This is a genomic window from Legionella sp. 16cNR16C, assembly GCF_021297775.1.
Taxonomy (GTDB): Bacteria; Pseudomonadota; Gammaproteobacteria; order Legionellales; family Legionellaceae; genus Legionella_C; species Legionella_C quinlivanii_A.
Genome location: NZ_JAJTMX010000002.1, coordinates 1,353,826 through 1,371,870 on the forward strand (window position 1 = coordinate 1,353,826; position 18,045 = coordinate 1,371,870).

Below are 18,045 nucleotides of genomic sequence, written 5' to 3' on the forward strand. Positions count from 1 at the left end.
GCTTTAGTAAAGCCCATCACTAGTGATGGGCTTTTTTTTACAGAATGGAGTGAATATGTTGAAAAAAATGACTTTGGCTGTATTAGGCTTGACTGTAAGCAGCATGGCTGCTGCAGGAATGTACTCTGAGCCCCCTGCACCTACTTGCACACCGGGCGATGTGACTGTTCCTTGTGAAGCAAAACAATGGGATTTGGGAATACAGGCGCTTTACCTGCAACCTATTTACAGTGCTAGCCGTGGTTATAGACTGGGTGGTACTTTACTGTCCAATCTTTCCTCTACGTATTATAATGACGTTGATCCTGACTGGGGTTGGGGTTATCGATTAGAGGGCTCCTATCATTTCCGCACTGGCAATGATATTACTGCAACCTGGATGCATTATGATGCTGACAGTAAACTCGGTCCTTACTTTGGTCCGTTCTATGTTGCTACAACTCAAAGTTTTATTCCAGGTACTTATCGTCAGTATGTCGATAATCGCTTTGATCAGGTCAATGTGGTTATGGGTCAGCATGTAGATTTTGGATTGCTTAAGAACGCTCGTTTTTATGGCGGTTTACAGTATGCTGATATTCAGGTTGATGCGACTAATTACTACAATCTTCCATTAACTGTTCAGGCAGCTACCTTTGGTATCAGAACATTTAATAATACAGATTTCAATGGAGTGGGTCCGGTTATCGGCATCGATTACTCTTACGACTTATCTCCGAGCTTTAGCATCACTGCAAATACTGCAGGTTCTATTCTGTATGGAACTTCAAGAATTAACCGTGCAGATGTGTACAATGTCGGCCTGGTTGCTCTGAATGATTATGGTTCAAAACATAGTATCGTTCCAAGCTTTGAAGCCAAGTTGGGCGCGAACTATGCGTACCCAGTAGCTCAGGGTGTATTGAATATTCAAGGCGGTTATCATGTACTTAACTATTTCAATGCCCTGCAAGACGTGGAATTCCAATGCTGTACACGCGTCGTAGCCTATAGTGATTTCGGCCTGTATGGTCCATACCTGGGTCTTAAATGGGTAGGCTAAGCAACTGACTTAAAGTAAAAGTTCACTATATCAATTAAGTGAATATGGAGATCTATTTCCCAATTGTTCCATGCAATGAAAGAAATAGATCTCAGATTTCCGCAGCTAAAAAAATCTCGTTGATCATGATAAATAATGTGCAATTATTCTAGTCAGTCCGGGTTCGGCAGGCTATAATCGACCACGCCTTATGTGGAAGAAAAAAAAGAATAGTCAGGAGTACCCGTGAAACACAAAGCTTTAATCCTTGCCCTGGCCGCAGTCACAGCCCCGGTTATTGCAGCCGATAACGAGCAGCTCCAACAGCAAATTCTGCAATTACAACGCCAGACTCAAGAATTGCAAAATCAATTAAGCCAGTTACAAAAGCAGTTAGTTGCTCAGTCGTCAGCGAATAAGAGCACGGTTAAAAGAGCTGCGCCTAAGAAGACAAATCGCACAAAAACAGCGCCAGCTCCAATCGCGCGGAAGGCAGAAACAAAACGCCAACAGACGGCAAGCACGCCAGCGGCAAAATCAGTGCCCACGACACAAAAAGGGACGCGTGTTTTTCACGATGCCAATATCACTGTGCATACTCCCGAGGGTCACCCGGAGTCTATTGGATTTTACCCAACAGCACTCCTGGCTGATAACCAGGTGGTTACCTATATTGCAGGTACACCAGTTGTAACCTCTCCCTATTTAGGCGATCGTCCTGCATTTGATGGTTCTGATTATATTGTGAATATTTCCAGTATTAATCGGGACATTCGCTTAATGCAGCAACGTAGACGACTCTATGATGCTTACAAAAATATTGGTTATCCAATTCCCCATATTCCAATTATTGCATTAAGCGGGAAGGCGGAACCAGTTGCCAGTTTCAGTCAACCCTATGTGGGACAATCAAGTGGTGATTTGACGCTTGGATCGAGTGAGTTAGACGTGGCAGCGGCCTTGAATAGTTATGTTGAGGCATTTATCGGTATTGCTTATGATGAGAGTCCCCCGGATGTAGGAGGCCAGCGCCTGGCGAATTCTGCCTTTGGCCTTAATCTTGGATTTGTGAACATTGGTAATCTGGATGAAAGTCCCTTTTATTTTACGGCGGGACAGCTATACGCACCTTTCGGACGCTACTCCAGTTCAATGATTAGTTCCCCGATTACCCAATCGATTACGCGCACGAAAACCAGACCATTCATTCTGGGATACAAGTCGCAGACAGATACGGGTCCATTTGCAGCAGTTTATGGTTATAAGTCAGATACGACTCTGGGACATTCTGCGGTAGGTGGGGTCAATCTTGGCTATATATTTAAACACGGCGATGCGTCTGGGGAAATTGGCGGCGGCCTGATAGGCTCTATTAATGATGCGCAAGGACTCCAGAGCACCGGCTCGGCACCTTTAACCACCTTTGGCGGTTTTGCGTCTCCGACCAATGGAAATGAAGCAGTCGCCAAAAGACAAGGCTTGAATATTCATGGAAATATCAGCTTTGATCGCTACAGTTTAACCGCTGAATGGGTAGGAGCAAGCAAGGCTTTTCGTACTCAGGATCTAAGCTTTAATGGATATGGCGCAAAACCCCAAGGCGCTCAGCTCGAGGGTGCGGTCACATTCATGGCTTTTGATAAACCGGCTTCTTTGGCTCTGGGTTACCAGTGGTCTCAGCAAACGCTAGCGCTCAATTTACCGAAACGTCGTATTGCCGGAGTCTTTAATATTTCTTTGTGGAAAGACACAGTGGAAAGTCTTGAATACCGCCATGATACAGACTTTCCTGTTACCGATTTCGCCAATGGGGCTACAGCGCCCGGCTTATTGAATTCCAACACCGTGGGTACGGGTCAATCCGCTGATTCAGTGATAGCCCAAATCGGGGTTTATTTCTAACTTCTTCACACTTTCTCTTATTAAAGCCTCCGGGTCGGGGGGACTGCCATTAAGTTAAGCTCAGTTGTATATAAACTGTCCTCCCTGCGAAGGCGGGGATCCATCTCTAAGCTCGCTATAATGCCAATTGAGGAATGGATTCCCGCCTTCGCGGGAAAGACAAATTTCCTTAACTTAATGGCAGTGCGGGGTGGGGGCCTAAACATGGATACAACTCTGTTCAATAAATTTACATATCCTTATCGTTTTCTATTGTGCAATAATTACTCACTTATGTATACTTAAGTAATACGTTGGGGGGTTTTAATGGATGCACATAATTCCACTCGCATTCTTCGCGTATATCAGACAGATGGAGTTGTTCAAATTTACAGAAGCATGAACGAGCTGGTTGTCAATGAAAATTTTATAATAATCGAAAATGATATAATTGATACGTCGCTAGGAAGCCTTGTAATAGAAACGAATGATCATCAGTTGTTAAAGCTGATGAATGGATTTCGCTTTAAATTAACCAGCGTGTTGTTTGATGCGATAGAATCCAATTCTCCGCAATTATATCAATTAATATCCCTGTATGATCTGAATCAGATGAACAACATGGGATATAATCGAAGCAACCAGTATTATCTGGCCCTCCTCGCTGTTGCCATTGCTTCCTCAGTGACCAGCTATGTCGCTTATAAAACCTGGGATGACTGGTTTCCTTCAGCTGAAGGTGAAGACGCCTCCTATGGCTTTTTTAATTTTTCCTTCCTCCTCGAACTTTTTAAAACGCTGGTTAGCCGATTGGAACTCATGGGCGACAGCAATGATTTTTCAACTCAGTCGGTACTGGTTTCTTTAGGAGATCATTTTCAGGAGGGGGCTCTCGCTGAGTATAAACCGCGCGGCAAATCAGTCGAAAACCCAACAAATACAGCCACCACGAGTAATGAGCAGACACGAGAGTCTGATCACTCGGAGTTCATTCAACCACAGCCCTACAATCCCAAAACGCCCGATGTGATTATTTATGAGCCGCACTCGCCAGGTCAATTATCAGTTGACGGGCAGTTGGCCCTGCGAAGTTCTGGCAGCGGTTATTCAATGAATCTAACTGGCAGGACTGTTAATATAGCGCCCGGTTCAACGGTCATCGTTACGATTACCGATAGCCAGGGAAATTCAGTGCGATCAGTTATCCCTGTTAATGCTGTTGGAGGTTACAGTTTAAATGGTATCAATGTATCCGGTTTAATTGATGGCGTATTGCACATCAATGCTACGGTGGTCGATGAGCTGAATCAAGTGGTTAGTGCCAGTGATCAGTTAGTGCTTGATGCGGTGCAGGGGGCGCTTAAAATTAATCTGGTTACCCAACAAAATCAGAGCGCTATGGCAATTGGAGGTACGTCTGCAGATATTCTGCCAGGGCGAATTTTAGATGCTGTGATAACTGATAAACATGGGCAAGTGGTCAATGCGAAAGTCATTATAAATCCGGATGGCAGTTTCAGTCTGTCGAATATCAATGGCGCCTCCCTCACGGATGGCAAGCTTACAGTTTCTATCTCTGGCGTAGATAATAATGGCTATACAGTAAAAGCGGTTGCTCAGGCCATATTTGATGCCATTGCCGGTTCAATCAGCGCCCAGGCGAGCACGATTACTCATTCTCCATTAATTGATATCAATGGGCTGACAAAGGATATTCCTGCAGGAAGTATTATTAATGTCATTATTACTGATAGTCATGGCAATCAGATTCACACTACAGCGACGGTTGGCAGTGACGGCCGCTTTCAACTCAGCCAGTTTGATGCTTCGTCTTTGATTGATGGGGATATTGCTATCAGCGTCAGCGGTGTGGACAATAATGATACCGGGCGAAATGCAAACGCTGCAGCAGAACTGGATGCACTTGAAGGTTCTGTTAATGCGCAAATTACAACTTTCCTGCATTCACCTTTTGTTGATATCAGTGGCCAGACAGTGGATATTTATCCAGGAAACCTCGTCACCATTACGCTTACAGACAGCCACGGAAATCAGGTATCGGCTACTGCGGTGGTTAATAATGATGGAAGCTACCAGCTTAATCAACTGGACCTGTCCTCTTTAATTGACGGCGATATTGTGCTGGAGGTTGTGGGCACTGATAATAATGGGTTCAGTAGAAATACCAGTGTTCCCACAGAACTGGACGCCTTGCAAGGGGCTTTAACCACTGAGCTAACGACCTACTCGCACTCACCTTTAGTGGACATCAGAGGTCAGTCCGTTGATATTTATCCTGGATCGATATTGGCGGTTATAGTTAGCGACAGTCATGGTCATCAGGTAACGACAAATGCAACTGTTAATAGTGATGGTTCCTTTCAAATCAACCAGCTTGATGTGTCCTCTTTGACTGATGGCAATATTTCAGTGCAGGTTACAGGCACTGATAATAATGGAGATCCTTTGAATGCAAGCCAGAATGCCAGCCTCGATGCTATTGCCAGCTCGCTGACTGCTGATCTGGTGACCACTAATTATTCGCCCCTTATTGATATCAGCGGGCAGGCGATTGATTTTGCCGCAGGTATTGTTAATTTTACTCTTAGTGATGTCAATGGAAACCAGATTTCAGGGATGACGGTGGTAGATGGCAATGGCATGTTTCATATAAGCCAGTTGAATGCCTCAGGGCTTGCTGATGGTGTTTTGACATTGCGGGTATTTGGCCAGGACAACAATGGCAATGCTTTAAGTGTACAGGATACCTCAATATTCAATGCCGTGGATTCACCACCCGTACTTAGTGTTATAAATCAGACGATTGAGTTTTTCCGGGACGCACAGGGATTGCAGTTGACTGATTTACAGGCGGCCCAGTATCTTCTGTCGCAGAAACTGAGCGGCAGCGGGGGGCAAACGATTACGGTGCCTGAGTATGGAGTGGATTTGTCCAATACTATAATTAATACCCCTGTTCAGGTGACAGTCAATTTTATTACCGAAGGCTCTGGTTATAATAATTTAGTTGGGTATTATATTTTTGATAGCAATGGGCAAATTATTTCGGATAAAGTGGGCTTTATGTGGCTGGCAACGGATACCCCTGATGGAAGCTCGCTCCCCAATGTCCGTTTTGGTATTGCTCAGTCCGCTTCCTATACGATTACTGAGGGGATTCAGCCGGGTCAGGGGATTGGTTTCTTTGTAATTGCCAATGGTTCTAATCTGGCCTTTAATGCCAATTTAATTCAGGGAAACTATTCCAGTCTGGCGGCTCTGAATAATGACGTGACTATTGAAAATGGGCAGGTCAAAATCAATGGTACCGTAGTGAGCGGTGATGTGTTTTTTTCACACGATAAAAGCCTTAATGCGGATGCTTCTGTAAGCAACGATGCCCATGCAATTGGCGGCATCAGCTTCAATAACACTGGGAATATGGCTGATTATGCCGGGCTTCTGCTTATTGGTTTTGAAGACTTATTTGGAACTGGCGACAGTGATTACAATGATTTAGTGTTCAGTGTGAATATTGGCAGCAACATCAACCAGCTGACAACCACCTCCGCTTCAGGTATTAATACCTTGACCGATATTGACAGTTCAGGTATTACCAGCGTTGAAATCAGCACCAGCGGATTTCTGGCGGGTGATCTGTTGCAGTTTAATGGAACACTACCGGGTATAACGATTGGAACAAACAGCATAACTATTAACTATCAGAACCAGAACTATCAGATTGACATCACCCAGATCAATGACGGAAACCCTTATCATCTGCTTTTTTCAGGGCATGCCGGAGCAGTGCCTGTCGATGTATTTGAATTGTTACTTCAGGCAATAACGTTTGTACCGGTGGCCTCTGAAAGCAGCGCCGGCACGCGCTCAATTCATTTTGCGGTTACCGATGATGGCGGAGCGATTGGGCATAGCCAGATTAACTACAATGTCAGCATTGAAGATCTCGGTTTCAGCGGCCTGATGGCGGCCCAGGATCTCTCCAGTTTGAGTGCAGGCGATGAGGTGGTGCATGTGACTGATGATCTAAGCCATTTGGGGATTATGTCCGGCACTTCCGGAACTGACACCATACAGTTTGACCAGCTGAATATGGGCTTGAGTGCTTCAGAAATTAAGGAGCATTTCCAGTCAAATTGGGAAATCATTGATATGACCGGGCAAGGAAATAATAACCTGCAATTGGATTACGAAGCGATTCATCAATTGATTCAAAATAATCAACTCGTATTTGAATTAAGTACGGGTGAAGATGTTAATGTGTTAAAAATTGTTGCTGATGGCAAACAATCAGCAGCCAGCATGAACTTCGACAGTATTAGTCTGGAAAGCACCCATGTGACCCAGATTAATGATCCCAATCTTGCCAGCAATGAACAATTATTCAAGCTAACCAATGCTCAGGAGCAATCAGTGTATGTACACATTGTCAGTTTGACTGAGCACCTGCCGCAGGTTCATGCGACAGAGGTATCTGCTTAAATTTATGAGAGTCTTCATCAAATTGTGTCTCACAGGCAAGCCGTCATCTCGAACGCAGTGAGAGATCTCCCAAATCTTGGTTTGTGCCAGCACTCGGAGATCTCTCACTGCGTTCGAGATGACGGCCTGCGTTCGAGATGACGGCTTGCCTGTGAGTGTAATGACACAGTTTAATGAACACTCTCTAATGTGTTGTCAATTATCCACCGCTAAAAGGCTTTTTAAACAGGGTTTCGGAAGACTCTTCCTCCGTTTTCTTTTGCTCTTTATTCAACATGGAATCAAAATCTTGCTCGCGAGTCGTTTTGACTTCCGTGGAGCTGAAAAAATAGGTTTTGCCTGCGGCTTTTCGACCCAGACCCACAAAAACACCGCCAAAAAGGGTGGTAAATACCATGGCTAAATCTGCAATGAAACGCCTGGTCGAATGGCGAGGCTGAAATTCCTTTTTGGCCGCCTTTTTCATGGCCTCTGCCTGCTCTTTAATTGGCTGATCAGACAGACGGGTTTCGAGTGTTTGTGCATAAAATCGATCCAGAGATGCTGTATATTCATCGCCATATTTATTCTTATGATTTTTTAAGACTCTTTGGTCATGAAACTGCTTTAAAGTGACTAGATCGGCGGCAATACCAGGCTTTATTGGCGTGGTTGAAGCTTTTACTGCGTTCCATAATCGTTGATCGCTAAGCAGCTGTTGCCTGAAGAGTTGCAATTCAATCTGGTTTCCCGCCAAGTCCGGGTTGGAAAACACCTTTTTCAATACAGGATTGATTTCCTTCACTGGGGTTTCTTTAGATACAACCTTTTCTGCGACCAGTATTTTATAATGTTTTGCTTTTTCCAGGAGCTTCTCATACTCTCCCTGATATAATTCTTTATTGGCATTGTCCATGCCGGCATATTTAATAAGAAGCTGATCAGAGATTTCGAGAAACCGCTGCACACTGACCTCATCCTCTGAAATTTCATCATAGAGCTCTTTAAAATTCATAAATCTAACGGCTTTATCATAATCCTTTTGATAGAGGGGTTTATGCTCGTCAGGCAAGGCCTGAAAAGCTGCGTCCAGCACACTGAGATTCGTTAGGGTATTATCTTTATCAAATTCCGATAGTCTGCCTTGATAATCAGCAACTCGAAGTTGAGTTTCGTTCTTTTCTGAAGCCTTTTGATAGCTCGCCTGATGCTTGACTTGTTGTGGTTCCTTTAATTTTTCATAGTGTGTTTTCAACAGTTCAAAGTGTTCGCTTGTGGAATGTTGCTCATACTTTTCTAGTGATAAAATATAGGCAGTTTCCAGTTGCAATTGCTCCAGTGACTTCTCTGCCATTTCCAGACTTTGCTCTTTGCTTTTCTTAACATCAGAAGGCAGCATTTCATAATGAGATTTTAACAGTTCCAGTGTGCTCAGGCTGATATCGCTTTGGAATGTTTCCAGAGCCTGTTCATAATCGATTTCCAGTTGATGAAGAGCCAACAGCCGGTCATCTGCTTGCTGAAGCAGTAATTGGGCTTCTTCCTGCAAATTAGTGTCCAGTTTTTTAAGTTGTTCGGCCATCCTCAGTCGTTCTTCCTGTTTTTGAAGATAAGTTTCGGCAACACTGAATTGTTTGTACGTATTAATAAATAGATAAAATTTTGCTAATTCGGCGGTTTTGCCAGCTGGGGAATCCACTCTCTTGGTAAATACATCTTTTGAAAGAGCGGCTTGTACTTTCAAATAGAGTTCATCGTTACTTACAATTCGAGTGAGTAAAGAGCTCACTTTCCTGGCGTTTAATTCCTCAAGACAGATAGTGGCCAGCTGATCGCCAGACAAAGCCTTTAACTCATCTTCCTCAAATGGATAAAAAAACTCGCTGCTGTACTTTTCGCTGTCTGTTTTTTGCGGAACTATCTGCTGGAAGCTCTCTTCCAGTTTCTTATTATGATGCAAAAACTTGCTAACAGCGTCTTTAAATTCTTTCAGATGCTCTTCGTTAAGGGGGGGTGCATCAGGGGATGATTGTATTTTTTGCAATACGTGAAGGTTATTGACGATAGCCTGGGCCTCAGTAATGGCATTCTGGCATAAAACCCAATATGAGTCTGGATGAGTTTTTACATAGCGCTCAATCGCTCCCTCATAAAGAGCAATACGGTGCGTTATGAATACGCCTAATGGATGGGCTTCGTCAATGTGCAGATAGCTATAGGCCATTCGCCGCAGTAAAGTCGCTTCACGGTATTGAGGAAGATAGGCATGTCCACGCAGAGCTTCCGTCTCAATTTCGGGTGCATAAGGGGTGAATATGTTCTGATTAGATTCCTGATTCCCCCAGAGATTAAAAAGCTCACCTTGCTGCGCCCAAAAATCGATATAGCTATTCAGCTGATTTACTATCGCTGAAATATTAATCTGCCCAAATTCATCTTTATAGGTCCATTTTATGAACTCTTTAACGAGAATTGGGAAAGGTTCTTCCCAGACGGATGGATCGGGCTTCTGGGGAAAATAGATGCTTGTATGCATGCTGTTATCTGGTGCAGTCAGAAACAATTTTCGGGCTTTGTCCTTATAAGTATCCTCTGGTGTTTTTAAAGTTTCCATTTTATCCAGACGGCCGCCCATAATTGCGGCCATTTCCTGTGCCAGCTCCCTTGTACTCTCCTCATCACCCAGGCGAAGTGCATTGAAGCTGTTGATACTGGTATCCTTCGCCAGGGTGGCAAGCGTTTTCTGTTCTCCCGAATCAGGAAGTTCCTGCTGGAGCGGGGAGTCAATATCTGGTGAATCATTAGAAACTGGCTGCCCTGGCTTTTTAGTCTTCAATAAGTCGGCAGGTATTTCATTCAGCGCAGTATGAATAATATCAATGAGAAGCTCCTGCGGCAGTCTGGCATTTAATTGCCGCGCTCTCTCCGCCATTGTCTCGAATAGGCCAGGAATATATCGATAATTTAAGAAATAGGCTTTGGTGATTCCCTTGAGATTAAAAGCCCCGATGGATTCATAGCCATAAATAATGAAGTCAGTATTTTCTTTTTTTCCGTAATTACGAAATGCAGCGCCCCAGTCAATTTTTCCATATTGATAGCAGACCTGACCGTCGATGTTTTTTGTCATGCGCACCATATTTCCACTATGCACACTGTAATCGCCAAGCAACATTGAAAGCATGAGAGTGGTTGATAGTCCAAACGTATTACTGGTATTCAGAAGTGACATGTAGTAGGCAGGACCGTTGGTTGCTTCAATTCTTGGGTCACGGTCGGAACCATCGCGATAGCCGGTGTTAATTATTTTATAGAGGAGCTCAAAGTCAACTTTGGGTTGGATAAGTGCATAACTGCCGTCAGGCATTTGAACAACATCAGCACAAATAAGGGAAGATGCATGCAGTTTGTCAACCAGACCGCGCTTTACAAACTCTTGTAAAATCAAACCTGCAAGTAATTCAGTCAATAACTCTGCCTTATCATCCGGTTGTTTAATAAAATATTCTTCACCGGTTTCCGTGTTTCGATAAAATCCGCCGACTTTGTTTTTGCCGCCTGTTTTATCACCAGTTTTTTCAAGATTCAATTGATTGAAATGCAACATTTTGATTCATTTTTAATTAAATAATGTTAATTTTAGCTGAATTTACCGGTGGATACCTTAAGTAAAACTTAAGCCAGAGGAATTTGGCAATCACTCATACGTAGTAGAGGTTGAAGCTTTCAGGCGGAAGCCATTGTGGCGGCAGCGAAGATAAGGGTTATACTTAAGGTGGTGGATTAAAGGAAATCAATATGGAAAAAATATTCGCAAGTCTGTTGCTGGTCATTAGCGGTGTTGCAAATGCCGAGCCGCTAGTCCTCATTTCTACTTCCGACCCTAATATTAACCTGCTTCCTTCCCCTTTTCCTGTGTATGTTATTGAGGGACAGGCAGTTATCAATCATCCCTCTCCGGGAGCGACCAAAGTTGATCTGCCCACGGACAATAGTTATACCAAACAACCGGGATGCTACATTGCCTGCTACTCTCATCAACCAGGGGTGTATGCTGTATCACCAACTATCAGCGTGATGGGGCAAATCCGGGTTCCGGGTACTTATGTTGCAAGGCTTTGCCAGCCTGCCGGTTTCGAGAATCAGGATATTAGTAAGGCTGAACAATTCAAACAGCTTTGTACCAGTAAAATTGCAGCCTGCAAAGGAAGCTGCTGGGCTGGTGGTGACACAGGCGGCTGGTTTGGTATTCAGGGAACTGACTGATTGGCCGCAGTATTATTTTTAATAAACTTAAGAAAGCTGATTAATTCTGTTAACTCCTGCTGAGAAAGTTTTGAAGGAGGAAATGGAAACTTTTTTGGGCTGATGACCGGGCGCAGCGAATGAGGATCACGAATAAAACGGCGTAATTCATCCTCGCTGAAATAATTCAAGGGGTTTGGGTTGTTCAGATCATGAGCCAGTTTGGAACCACCCGATCCGTTTAAGAGATGACAAACATTACATTTGGCCATAAAAACGCGCGCCCCGGCATGCTCTTTTGCATTCATGCCGGCTGGTAAAATCGCTAGCAGGGGATGTTCTGCTACGACTTCCAGACTTTGTATGCCGTACACTGATTCCGAAAAACGCTTTCCCAGCCATACCAGGTAGAAGGGGCCCGCTGAGCGGTCAGAGTTAAGGAGTAAGGGCCAGGGATACTGTGGATCCTCTAAAACCAGAAAGCCTGGAATTTTATTGCTGGCGCAAGGATAGAAATCCTTGATAGTAAAATAAGCGACATAGCCGTCTCGCGCTGTGACTTTAAGATAATTTTCTGGATTTTGAATCAGGCCTTCAAATAATTTGCATAAAGGGATCCCTTTCAATAAAAGAGTTTGATTGGGATAGATGGGCAGAGTCATTGGTCCTATTTCCACGAGCGCAGGATGCCTGATTAATTCCTTTTGCTCCAGAGAATGAACTTTAGCATTGATAGAAACGTCCAGAGTTTCAGCCATTACCGGATTGATCTGCAAAGCAAGGAAACCGAGTATCAGTGAAAGGCTAACCCCAAACCACCAGGCGCCAGTATTGCTTATGTTCATCTCTCGATAATATCCTTTCTGCCAGAATGAAACCCAATAAACAGTAATACCCAAGCCAGCAATGGTTTGGGATCAAATCGTACTGCAACTTATTGTAAATCATTAGCAAAGAGGCGGAAAGGGCCAATATCCACGGCATATACACGGCATATTTCAAGCTGCTGTACCAATAAAGCGTGGTCAGAATACCACCGAATAACAAGCCGCCAAGAATATCGTAGAAATTATGATAGCCGTAATGCATCAAGCCGGCTCCGACAGCCGAAAGAATGGCAGCAATCAGTAGCTTAAGCGGCCGGCTAGGGGTATGCCAGGCCAGCCACAGATAAAAGACGGTGGATAACTGCATATGGCCGCTGGGAAACGCATAACCTTTTCCTAGCCAGGCGACCAAGGGCACTTTAAAAGTTCCTTTTAAGGCCACATTGACTACTATATCAAAGGCAGTGAGACAAGCGGTTTGAAAAAACAAGGGCTTGCTGATGAGAAAAAAACCAGCCAGTGCAATGATTAACAACACATTGAGCTGGCTGAAGGACAGAAAGACATCTGCTAAAGAGTCATGCAGCATGGTCAACCTTACTGGGCTAAATCAAGCGATTTTTTTTTTGCGACACTTGCCGGCGCAGGGGCCTCTGTCCCGTCTGTTTCAGATTGCGTTTTATGATTTTTCAGAACATAGGTGCCAGGCGCATCAATAATTGCTTTGAAAGCCAGTTTAGCCATATCAGGTGCTGCAACCAGCTCTCCTGATTGTTTCTGCAGCCATTTCAGCCACTCTGGCCACCAGGAGCCGGCATGCTCAGTGGCTTGCTGCAGCCATTCCTCTGCTGTTGCTGGCGCTTTGGGGTTCGTGTAATAACTGTACTTCTGGCTTTGCGGCGGATTGACGATTCCGGCAATATGGCCTGAGCCTCCAAGAAGGAATTGTTTTTTGCCTTTCATATGCTGGAAACCGGTATAAGTGGTTTGCCAGGGAGCGATATGGTCTTTTTTAGTGGAAACAAAGAAAGTTGGAATATCAATCTGACTGACATCAAGCGGAGTATGGTTCAGTTTGATTTTACCCGGTTTGATCAGATCGTTATGCAGGTACATCCAGCGCAGATATTGCGAGTGCATTTTTGCTGGCATGTTTGTCGCATCGGCGTTCCAGTATAAAATGTCAAAGGGAACCGGATTTTGGCCGCGCAGATAATTTTTGATGAAAAAAGACCAAATCAAGTCATTGGCACGCAATGAATTAAAGGTGCTCGCCATAAACCGGCCGTCCAGAAAACCTTTCAACTTCATCTCTTCCTCGAGACGTTTAATCTGGTGTTCATCAATGAATACCGAGATATCGCCAGGATCGCTAAAATCAATCATCGAGGCTAGAAATGTGGCGCTGCGAACGGGATCTTCCTGATGTGCTTTTAAGTAGGCAAGCATACTGGCCAGCAGGGTACCGCCAATACAAAAGCCCAGGGTGTTGACCTGCTTAACCTGACATTGCTTTTTCATAATCTCGATAGCCGCCATTGGGCCATCCTGCAAATAATCGAACAGGCCTTTGTCCGCATAGCTGGCATCCGGATTAATCCAGGAAATGACAAAGACCGTAATGCCCTGGCTCACTAACCAGCCAATAAAGGAATTGTCTTTGCTTAAATCAAGAATATAGTATTTGTTAATCCAGGGTGGAATAATCAACAAAGGAATGGAATAGACGGTTTCAGTCGCCGGTTTGAACTGAATGAGTTCCATCATGTCATTGCGAAAGATGACTTTCCCTGGTGTGGTCGCAATATTTTCACCAATTTTAAAGGCGTTCATATCGGTCATCTGAATGATGAGACGGGAAGAGCCAGCCTCCAGATCGGTTAACAGATTTTGTAAACCGCGTAATAAATTTTTGCCATGGCTTTGGATGGTTTCAGCCATTAACTGCGGATTGGTGGCAATGAAATTGGCTGGCGACAAGGCATCGAGGAATTGCCGTGTAAAAAATTGCACTCGACGAGCGAGTTGTTTATCCCCATAATCCATATGCTCCAGGAGGGAGTTCATATGCTCGCTGGCCAGTAAATAATGCTGGCTTAAAAGATTAAAAAAGGGATTGTTAACCCATTCTTCGCTGCTAAAGCGCTTGTCTTCAATAGGCATGGGCTTGCCTTCAAGCCACGAGGTAAACTGGGATTGAGCAAGGCTCATCGCGTCTTGCCAGTAAGCGAGCTGCATTTGCCAGACTTGCTCAGGATTTTTCAGCAAGCTGACTACTAATGACTGAAAGTCATTGGTTAAATCAATATATTGGTTAATCACCATAGGTAAAGCAGCCGGTTGATTCTTCAACTGACTGATCATGCTCAAACTTTTTTCGGCAACTGATTTCATTAAATCGCCAAGTTCTGTGTCCTGAGTCATCCGTACTCCTAAGCCTGTTTAATTAATTTAGAGTAGCAAATAAAGTCTATAATAGCGAGGCGTTATGCAGCCTCGGCCAAAGGAAATAGGTACACAAAAGATTGTCTTTGCGAGCATAAGCAAAGACGAGGGCGAAGAGCAGGCCGCAGGGCGGCCTGTGAATGTTATTGATAGGCAGGAGTGGTGATTTCAGGCTCTGTTGGCTGGACAGTTTGTGCGTTGGGCGCCGGGTTAAGCCCTAATCCTGAAAGCAGACGCGCGACAGAAGGCGAATCTTTTTTCTCTGCTGCCTTGGCACTGCCAATGGTTTGAGTACTATGAATAATGACCTTATTCTCGCTATCGGTCACACTAAGCTCAATTTCATCGCCTGGTTTGCAGACTTGTGGCTTAAGACTATGCAATTGTCCGGATAGATCGATGTACTCTTCAAACGCTTCATTATTTTTGCCGGCCACTTTTACGACAGTGGTGAAAAGACCGCGGGTAGCTGCCCAGGATCTCATAATCTGGGGATCTTTCAATGCCGCTAAAAAATCCGCGCTGTTAATGTTAATGATCTGGCCTTTAAAGGTTTCGACCACACCTTTCATCACCGGATCCTGTTCGACACCAAAAGACAGGATGTAGAATTTGTTACGAGCCTTCAGCGCCGCGTTTTCTGGTCCAAATTGACTCAGAGCAGTGCTGACCTGGTCTGGGCGAGTCTTGGGATGGCCAAATAAGCCTATATAATCAAAGGAGCAATTTTCACCATCAGTAAACAACAGAACATTATTGCAGCCGGGTTCATTCCTGATTTCATTTAACACCCTGATAGTGGTTTCATATAAAGGTGTGTCGCCTTTCGTCTGCAAGGATGAAATTATTCTTAAAAAATCATTAAGATTGTTGTTACCGTAAGTGCCAAGTTCATGAATACCGTCAGAAAAAGTAGTCAGTTTGATTCTGGCATTCGGTTGAAACTCAAATAATTGCTGGGCCAATTCATTCACACTCTTTTTTAATCCCTCCATGCGTTTACCACTTGCCATACTACTGCTTATATCAAGCACTATCCGATATAAGGGTGGTACAACGGCACTGGGAACAAAGAAGTAAGGTGTAGCCTCTATGTTGCCATCATCAAGAGGTTTCGTAGCATAGAATACTCGATTGGCTTCAAGGGCTGCGCTATTAAGCAGAAGCATGTCCTGATTGGTGTTTAAGTCGCTGATTGCAATCAATGGCTCGGGTCTGCTTTTGATATATTTTTTAATATCGAAGCGAATTTTTCCGTCATCGCTAATGCTTAAATTGGGATATTTGAGTAATTTGAACATGCCGGCATAAGCAGGTTTAGGCAATTTCATTTCGATAAAGCCGGACTCTTTTGAAAAGCTTGCATTCCATGAAAATTTTCGCAAGGTAGAAAAAAGGCCTTCACAGGCTTCCTTATCTTCTGGATCCGCGGTGGCATTTTCAATTTCTTCGGCAATAATGTCCGCAATTTTGATTGTTTTTAAGGTGTTTTTTTCACCAGGACCATTTAATACATTGAGGATTGATTCGCTAAATTCCTGTTTGCGCTGGGGATTGGGGAACTCAAAGCTGAAAACTCCCTCGACACTTTTGATTGTTAAATCGTCGGTTTTAATTCCCATCGGGCTTAAAAATTCCCGCAGAGAATTCTCACGTAACGCGGCATTACTTAAGTTAGGCATAAAGGCTCCATGATTGAACTGCAGGGCAATTATACAGAGTGAGCCTTAATGAAATCTTAAGAAATGAGCTTTTCTGGTTCCCGCGAATAAATCGATGTTGGATGAAGAAGATAAGCGCACAACAGTCCGTCTTTGCGAGCGTCAGCGAAGCAATCTAGTTCAAATTACGTGGATTGCTTCACTTTGTTCGCAAAGACGATAGATTGTGTGACCTCGCTTATTCCTGATCTTTTCTCAGAATCTCACTGGTGATGATAATTTCTCCCAGCAGGGTACGATGTACCGGACAGCGCTCTGCGATTTCTTCAAGACGCCGAACCTGTTCATCGGTTAAGGGGCCGCTGATTTGCAGTTGTTTAAAAATGTGATCGAGCACTTTGTTTTTATTTTCAAAATCCTCGCAATCGCGAATATGTTCTTTTTTATGGTTTAAGCGAACACTGACATGCTGCAGGGGAATTTGCTTATGTTCTGCATAAAGACGTAAGGTCATGCTGGTGCAGGCGCCAAGAGCCATTAGTAAATAATCATAGGGCCCGGGGCCTGTATTTTTTCCGCCGGACTCAATGGGTTCGTCGGCAATCAACTGCTGTCCCTGCCAATCAATAATCTGCTGAAATTTGCTTTGATGGCTTTCACTGACAATCACCTGATTCTGGCTGTCAACTGCTTGAGGTTCATTCTCAATGTTCACCCAACGCATACTCCACCCGGCTATCATGCGGGCCAGAAAATCGGCATCCTTTTGCTGGGTAACCAGATGATCGGCATCACCCAGTGACAAAAAACTCTTGGGATGTTTTGCCGCTTTAAAAATCTGCTCGGCATGTTCTATAGATACGGTGGTGTCGACAGGTGAATGACAGACTAAAAGAGCCGCCTTGTTCTTTGCCAGACGCTCCACACAATGATATTGAGCCAAATCATTCAGAAACTGGCGGGTAAGTGTGAGCTTGCGTCCGCCCAAAAGAACATCTGCCTGTCCATTCTTCTCAATTTCACTGATTTTGTCATTAAAATTATGCACTACATGGGCGGCATAAGCCGGAGCACCGATAGTTATAACCACCTTGATATCTGGTAATTGATTAAGCGCTGCAAGAACTGCCGCTCCGCCAAGACTATGTCCGATTAGTATCTGGGGAGTATTAAACTCCTGGCTAAGAAAGTGAAAGGCGGCAATCAAATCATCAAGGTTGCTGGTGAAATTGGATTCACTGAAATTGCCTTCGCTTTGCCCAAGACCGGCAAAGTCAAAACGCAGCACATTAATTCCCTGTTGTGCCAGTGCCTTGCTCACTCTCACGGCAGCCAGGGAGCTTTTGGTACAGGTAAAGCAATGCGCGTAAATCGCATAGGTTTTACTGGCTATGAGAGGCTGCTCAAGGATGCCTTTCAGGCGTATTCCATTTTTATTGATAAATGAAACAGGCTTGCTTGCTGTGACCAGATTCATCATATT

At 44.2% G+C, this 18,045-nt stretch carries 10 protein-coding genes; 4 read left to right on the forward strand and 6 right to left on the reverse strand.

What is annotated here, in order from left to right; translation table 11 throughout:
• Window positions 1-55: 55 nt before the first annotated feature.
• From LXA66_RS09785 to LXA66_RS09795, 3 genes are all read left to right on the forward strand, one after another.
• Window positions 56-1,042 carry an Lpg1974 family pore-forming outer membrane protein gene (locus tag LXA66_RS09785; protein WP_112219305.1) on the forward strand — a complete coding sequence of 329 codons (987 nt, stop codon included), beginning with the start codon at window positions 56-58 and terminating at the stop codon, window positions 1,040-1,042.
• A gap of 225 nt (window positions 1,043-1,267) precedes the next feature.
• The gene (locus LXA66_RS09790) at window positions 1,268-2,923 is read left to right on the forward strand and encodes an LbtU family siderophore porin (protein WP_233012990.1); all 1,656 of its coding nucleotides are present in this window, start codon (window positions 1,268-1,270) and stop codon (window positions 2,921-2,923) included.
• 306 nt (window positions 2,924-3,229) lie between these two features.
• A complete protein-coding gene (locus LXA66_RS09795; RefSeq protein ID WP_233012991.1) occupies window positions 3,230-7,405 on the forward strand; it encodes an S-layer family protein in 4,176 nt (1,391 codons plus the stop codon).
• A 199-nt stretch (window positions 7,406-7,604) separates the two neighbouring features.
• Here LXA66_RS09795 and LXA66_RS09800 read toward each other — a convergent pair whose 3' ends face one another.
• The gene (locus tag LXA66_RS09800; RefSeq protein WP_233012992.1) at window positions 7,605-10,991 is read right to left on the reverse strand and encodes a LepB GTPase-activating domain-containing protein; all 3,387 of its coding nucleotides are present in this window, start codon (window positions 10,989-10,991) and stop codon (window positions 7,605-7,607) included.
• A 191-nt stretch (window positions 10,992-11,182) separates the two neighbouring features.
• On the opposite strand from LXA66_RS09800, the gene LXA66_RS09805 reads away from it, so the two are divergent.
• Entirely contained in the window at window positions 11,183-11,650 is a 468-nt protein-coding gene (locus LXA66_RS09805; RefSeq protein WP_112219301.1) for a hypothetical protein, read from the forward strand.
• Here LXA66_RS09805 and LXA66_RS09810 read toward each other — a convergent pair.
• The 5 genes from LXA66_RS09810 to LXA66_RS09830 form a co-directional block, all read right to left on the reverse strand.
• The gene (locus tag LXA66_RS09810; protein WP_233012993.1) at window positions 11,635-12,474 is read right to left on the reverse strand and encodes a c-type cytochrome; all 840 of its coding nucleotides are present in this window, start codon (window positions 12,472-12,474) and stop codon (window positions 11,635-11,637) included. The genes LXA66_RS09805 and LXA66_RS09810 overlap by 16 nt on opposite strands.
• Entirely contained in the window at window positions 12,434-13,045 is a 612-nt protein-coding gene (locus tag LXA66_RS09815; RefSeq protein ID WP_112219299.1) for a phosphatase PAP2 family protein, read from the reverse strand. The genes LXA66_RS09810 and LXA66_RS09815 overlap by 41 nt, the downstream gene beginning before the upstream one ends.
• Window positions 13,046-13,053: 8 nt before the next feature.
• Window positions 13,054-14,880 carry an alpha/beta hydrolase gene (locus tag LXA66_RS09820; protein WP_233012994.1) on the reverse strand — a complete coding sequence of 609 codons (1,827 nt, stop codon included), beginning with the start codon at window positions 14,878-14,880 and terminating at the stop codon, window positions 13,054-13,056.
• A gap of 164 nt (window positions 14,881-15,044) precedes the next feature.
• Window positions 15,045-16,583, reverse strand: coding sequence for a VWA domain-containing protein (locus LXA66_RS09825; protein WP_233012995.1), 1,539 nt, complete (start codon window positions 16,581-16,583; stop codon window positions 15,045-15,047).
• A 217-nt stretch (window positions 16,584-16,800) separates the two neighbouring features.
• On the reverse strand, window positions 16,801-18,042 hold the full coding sequence (locus tag LXA66_RS09830; RefSeq protein WP_233012996.1) for a bifunctional alpha/beta hydrolase/OsmC family protein: 1,242 nt from the start codon (window positions 18,040-18,042) through the stop codon (window positions 16,801-16,803).
• Window positions 18,043-18,045 lie beyond the last annotated feature (3 nt).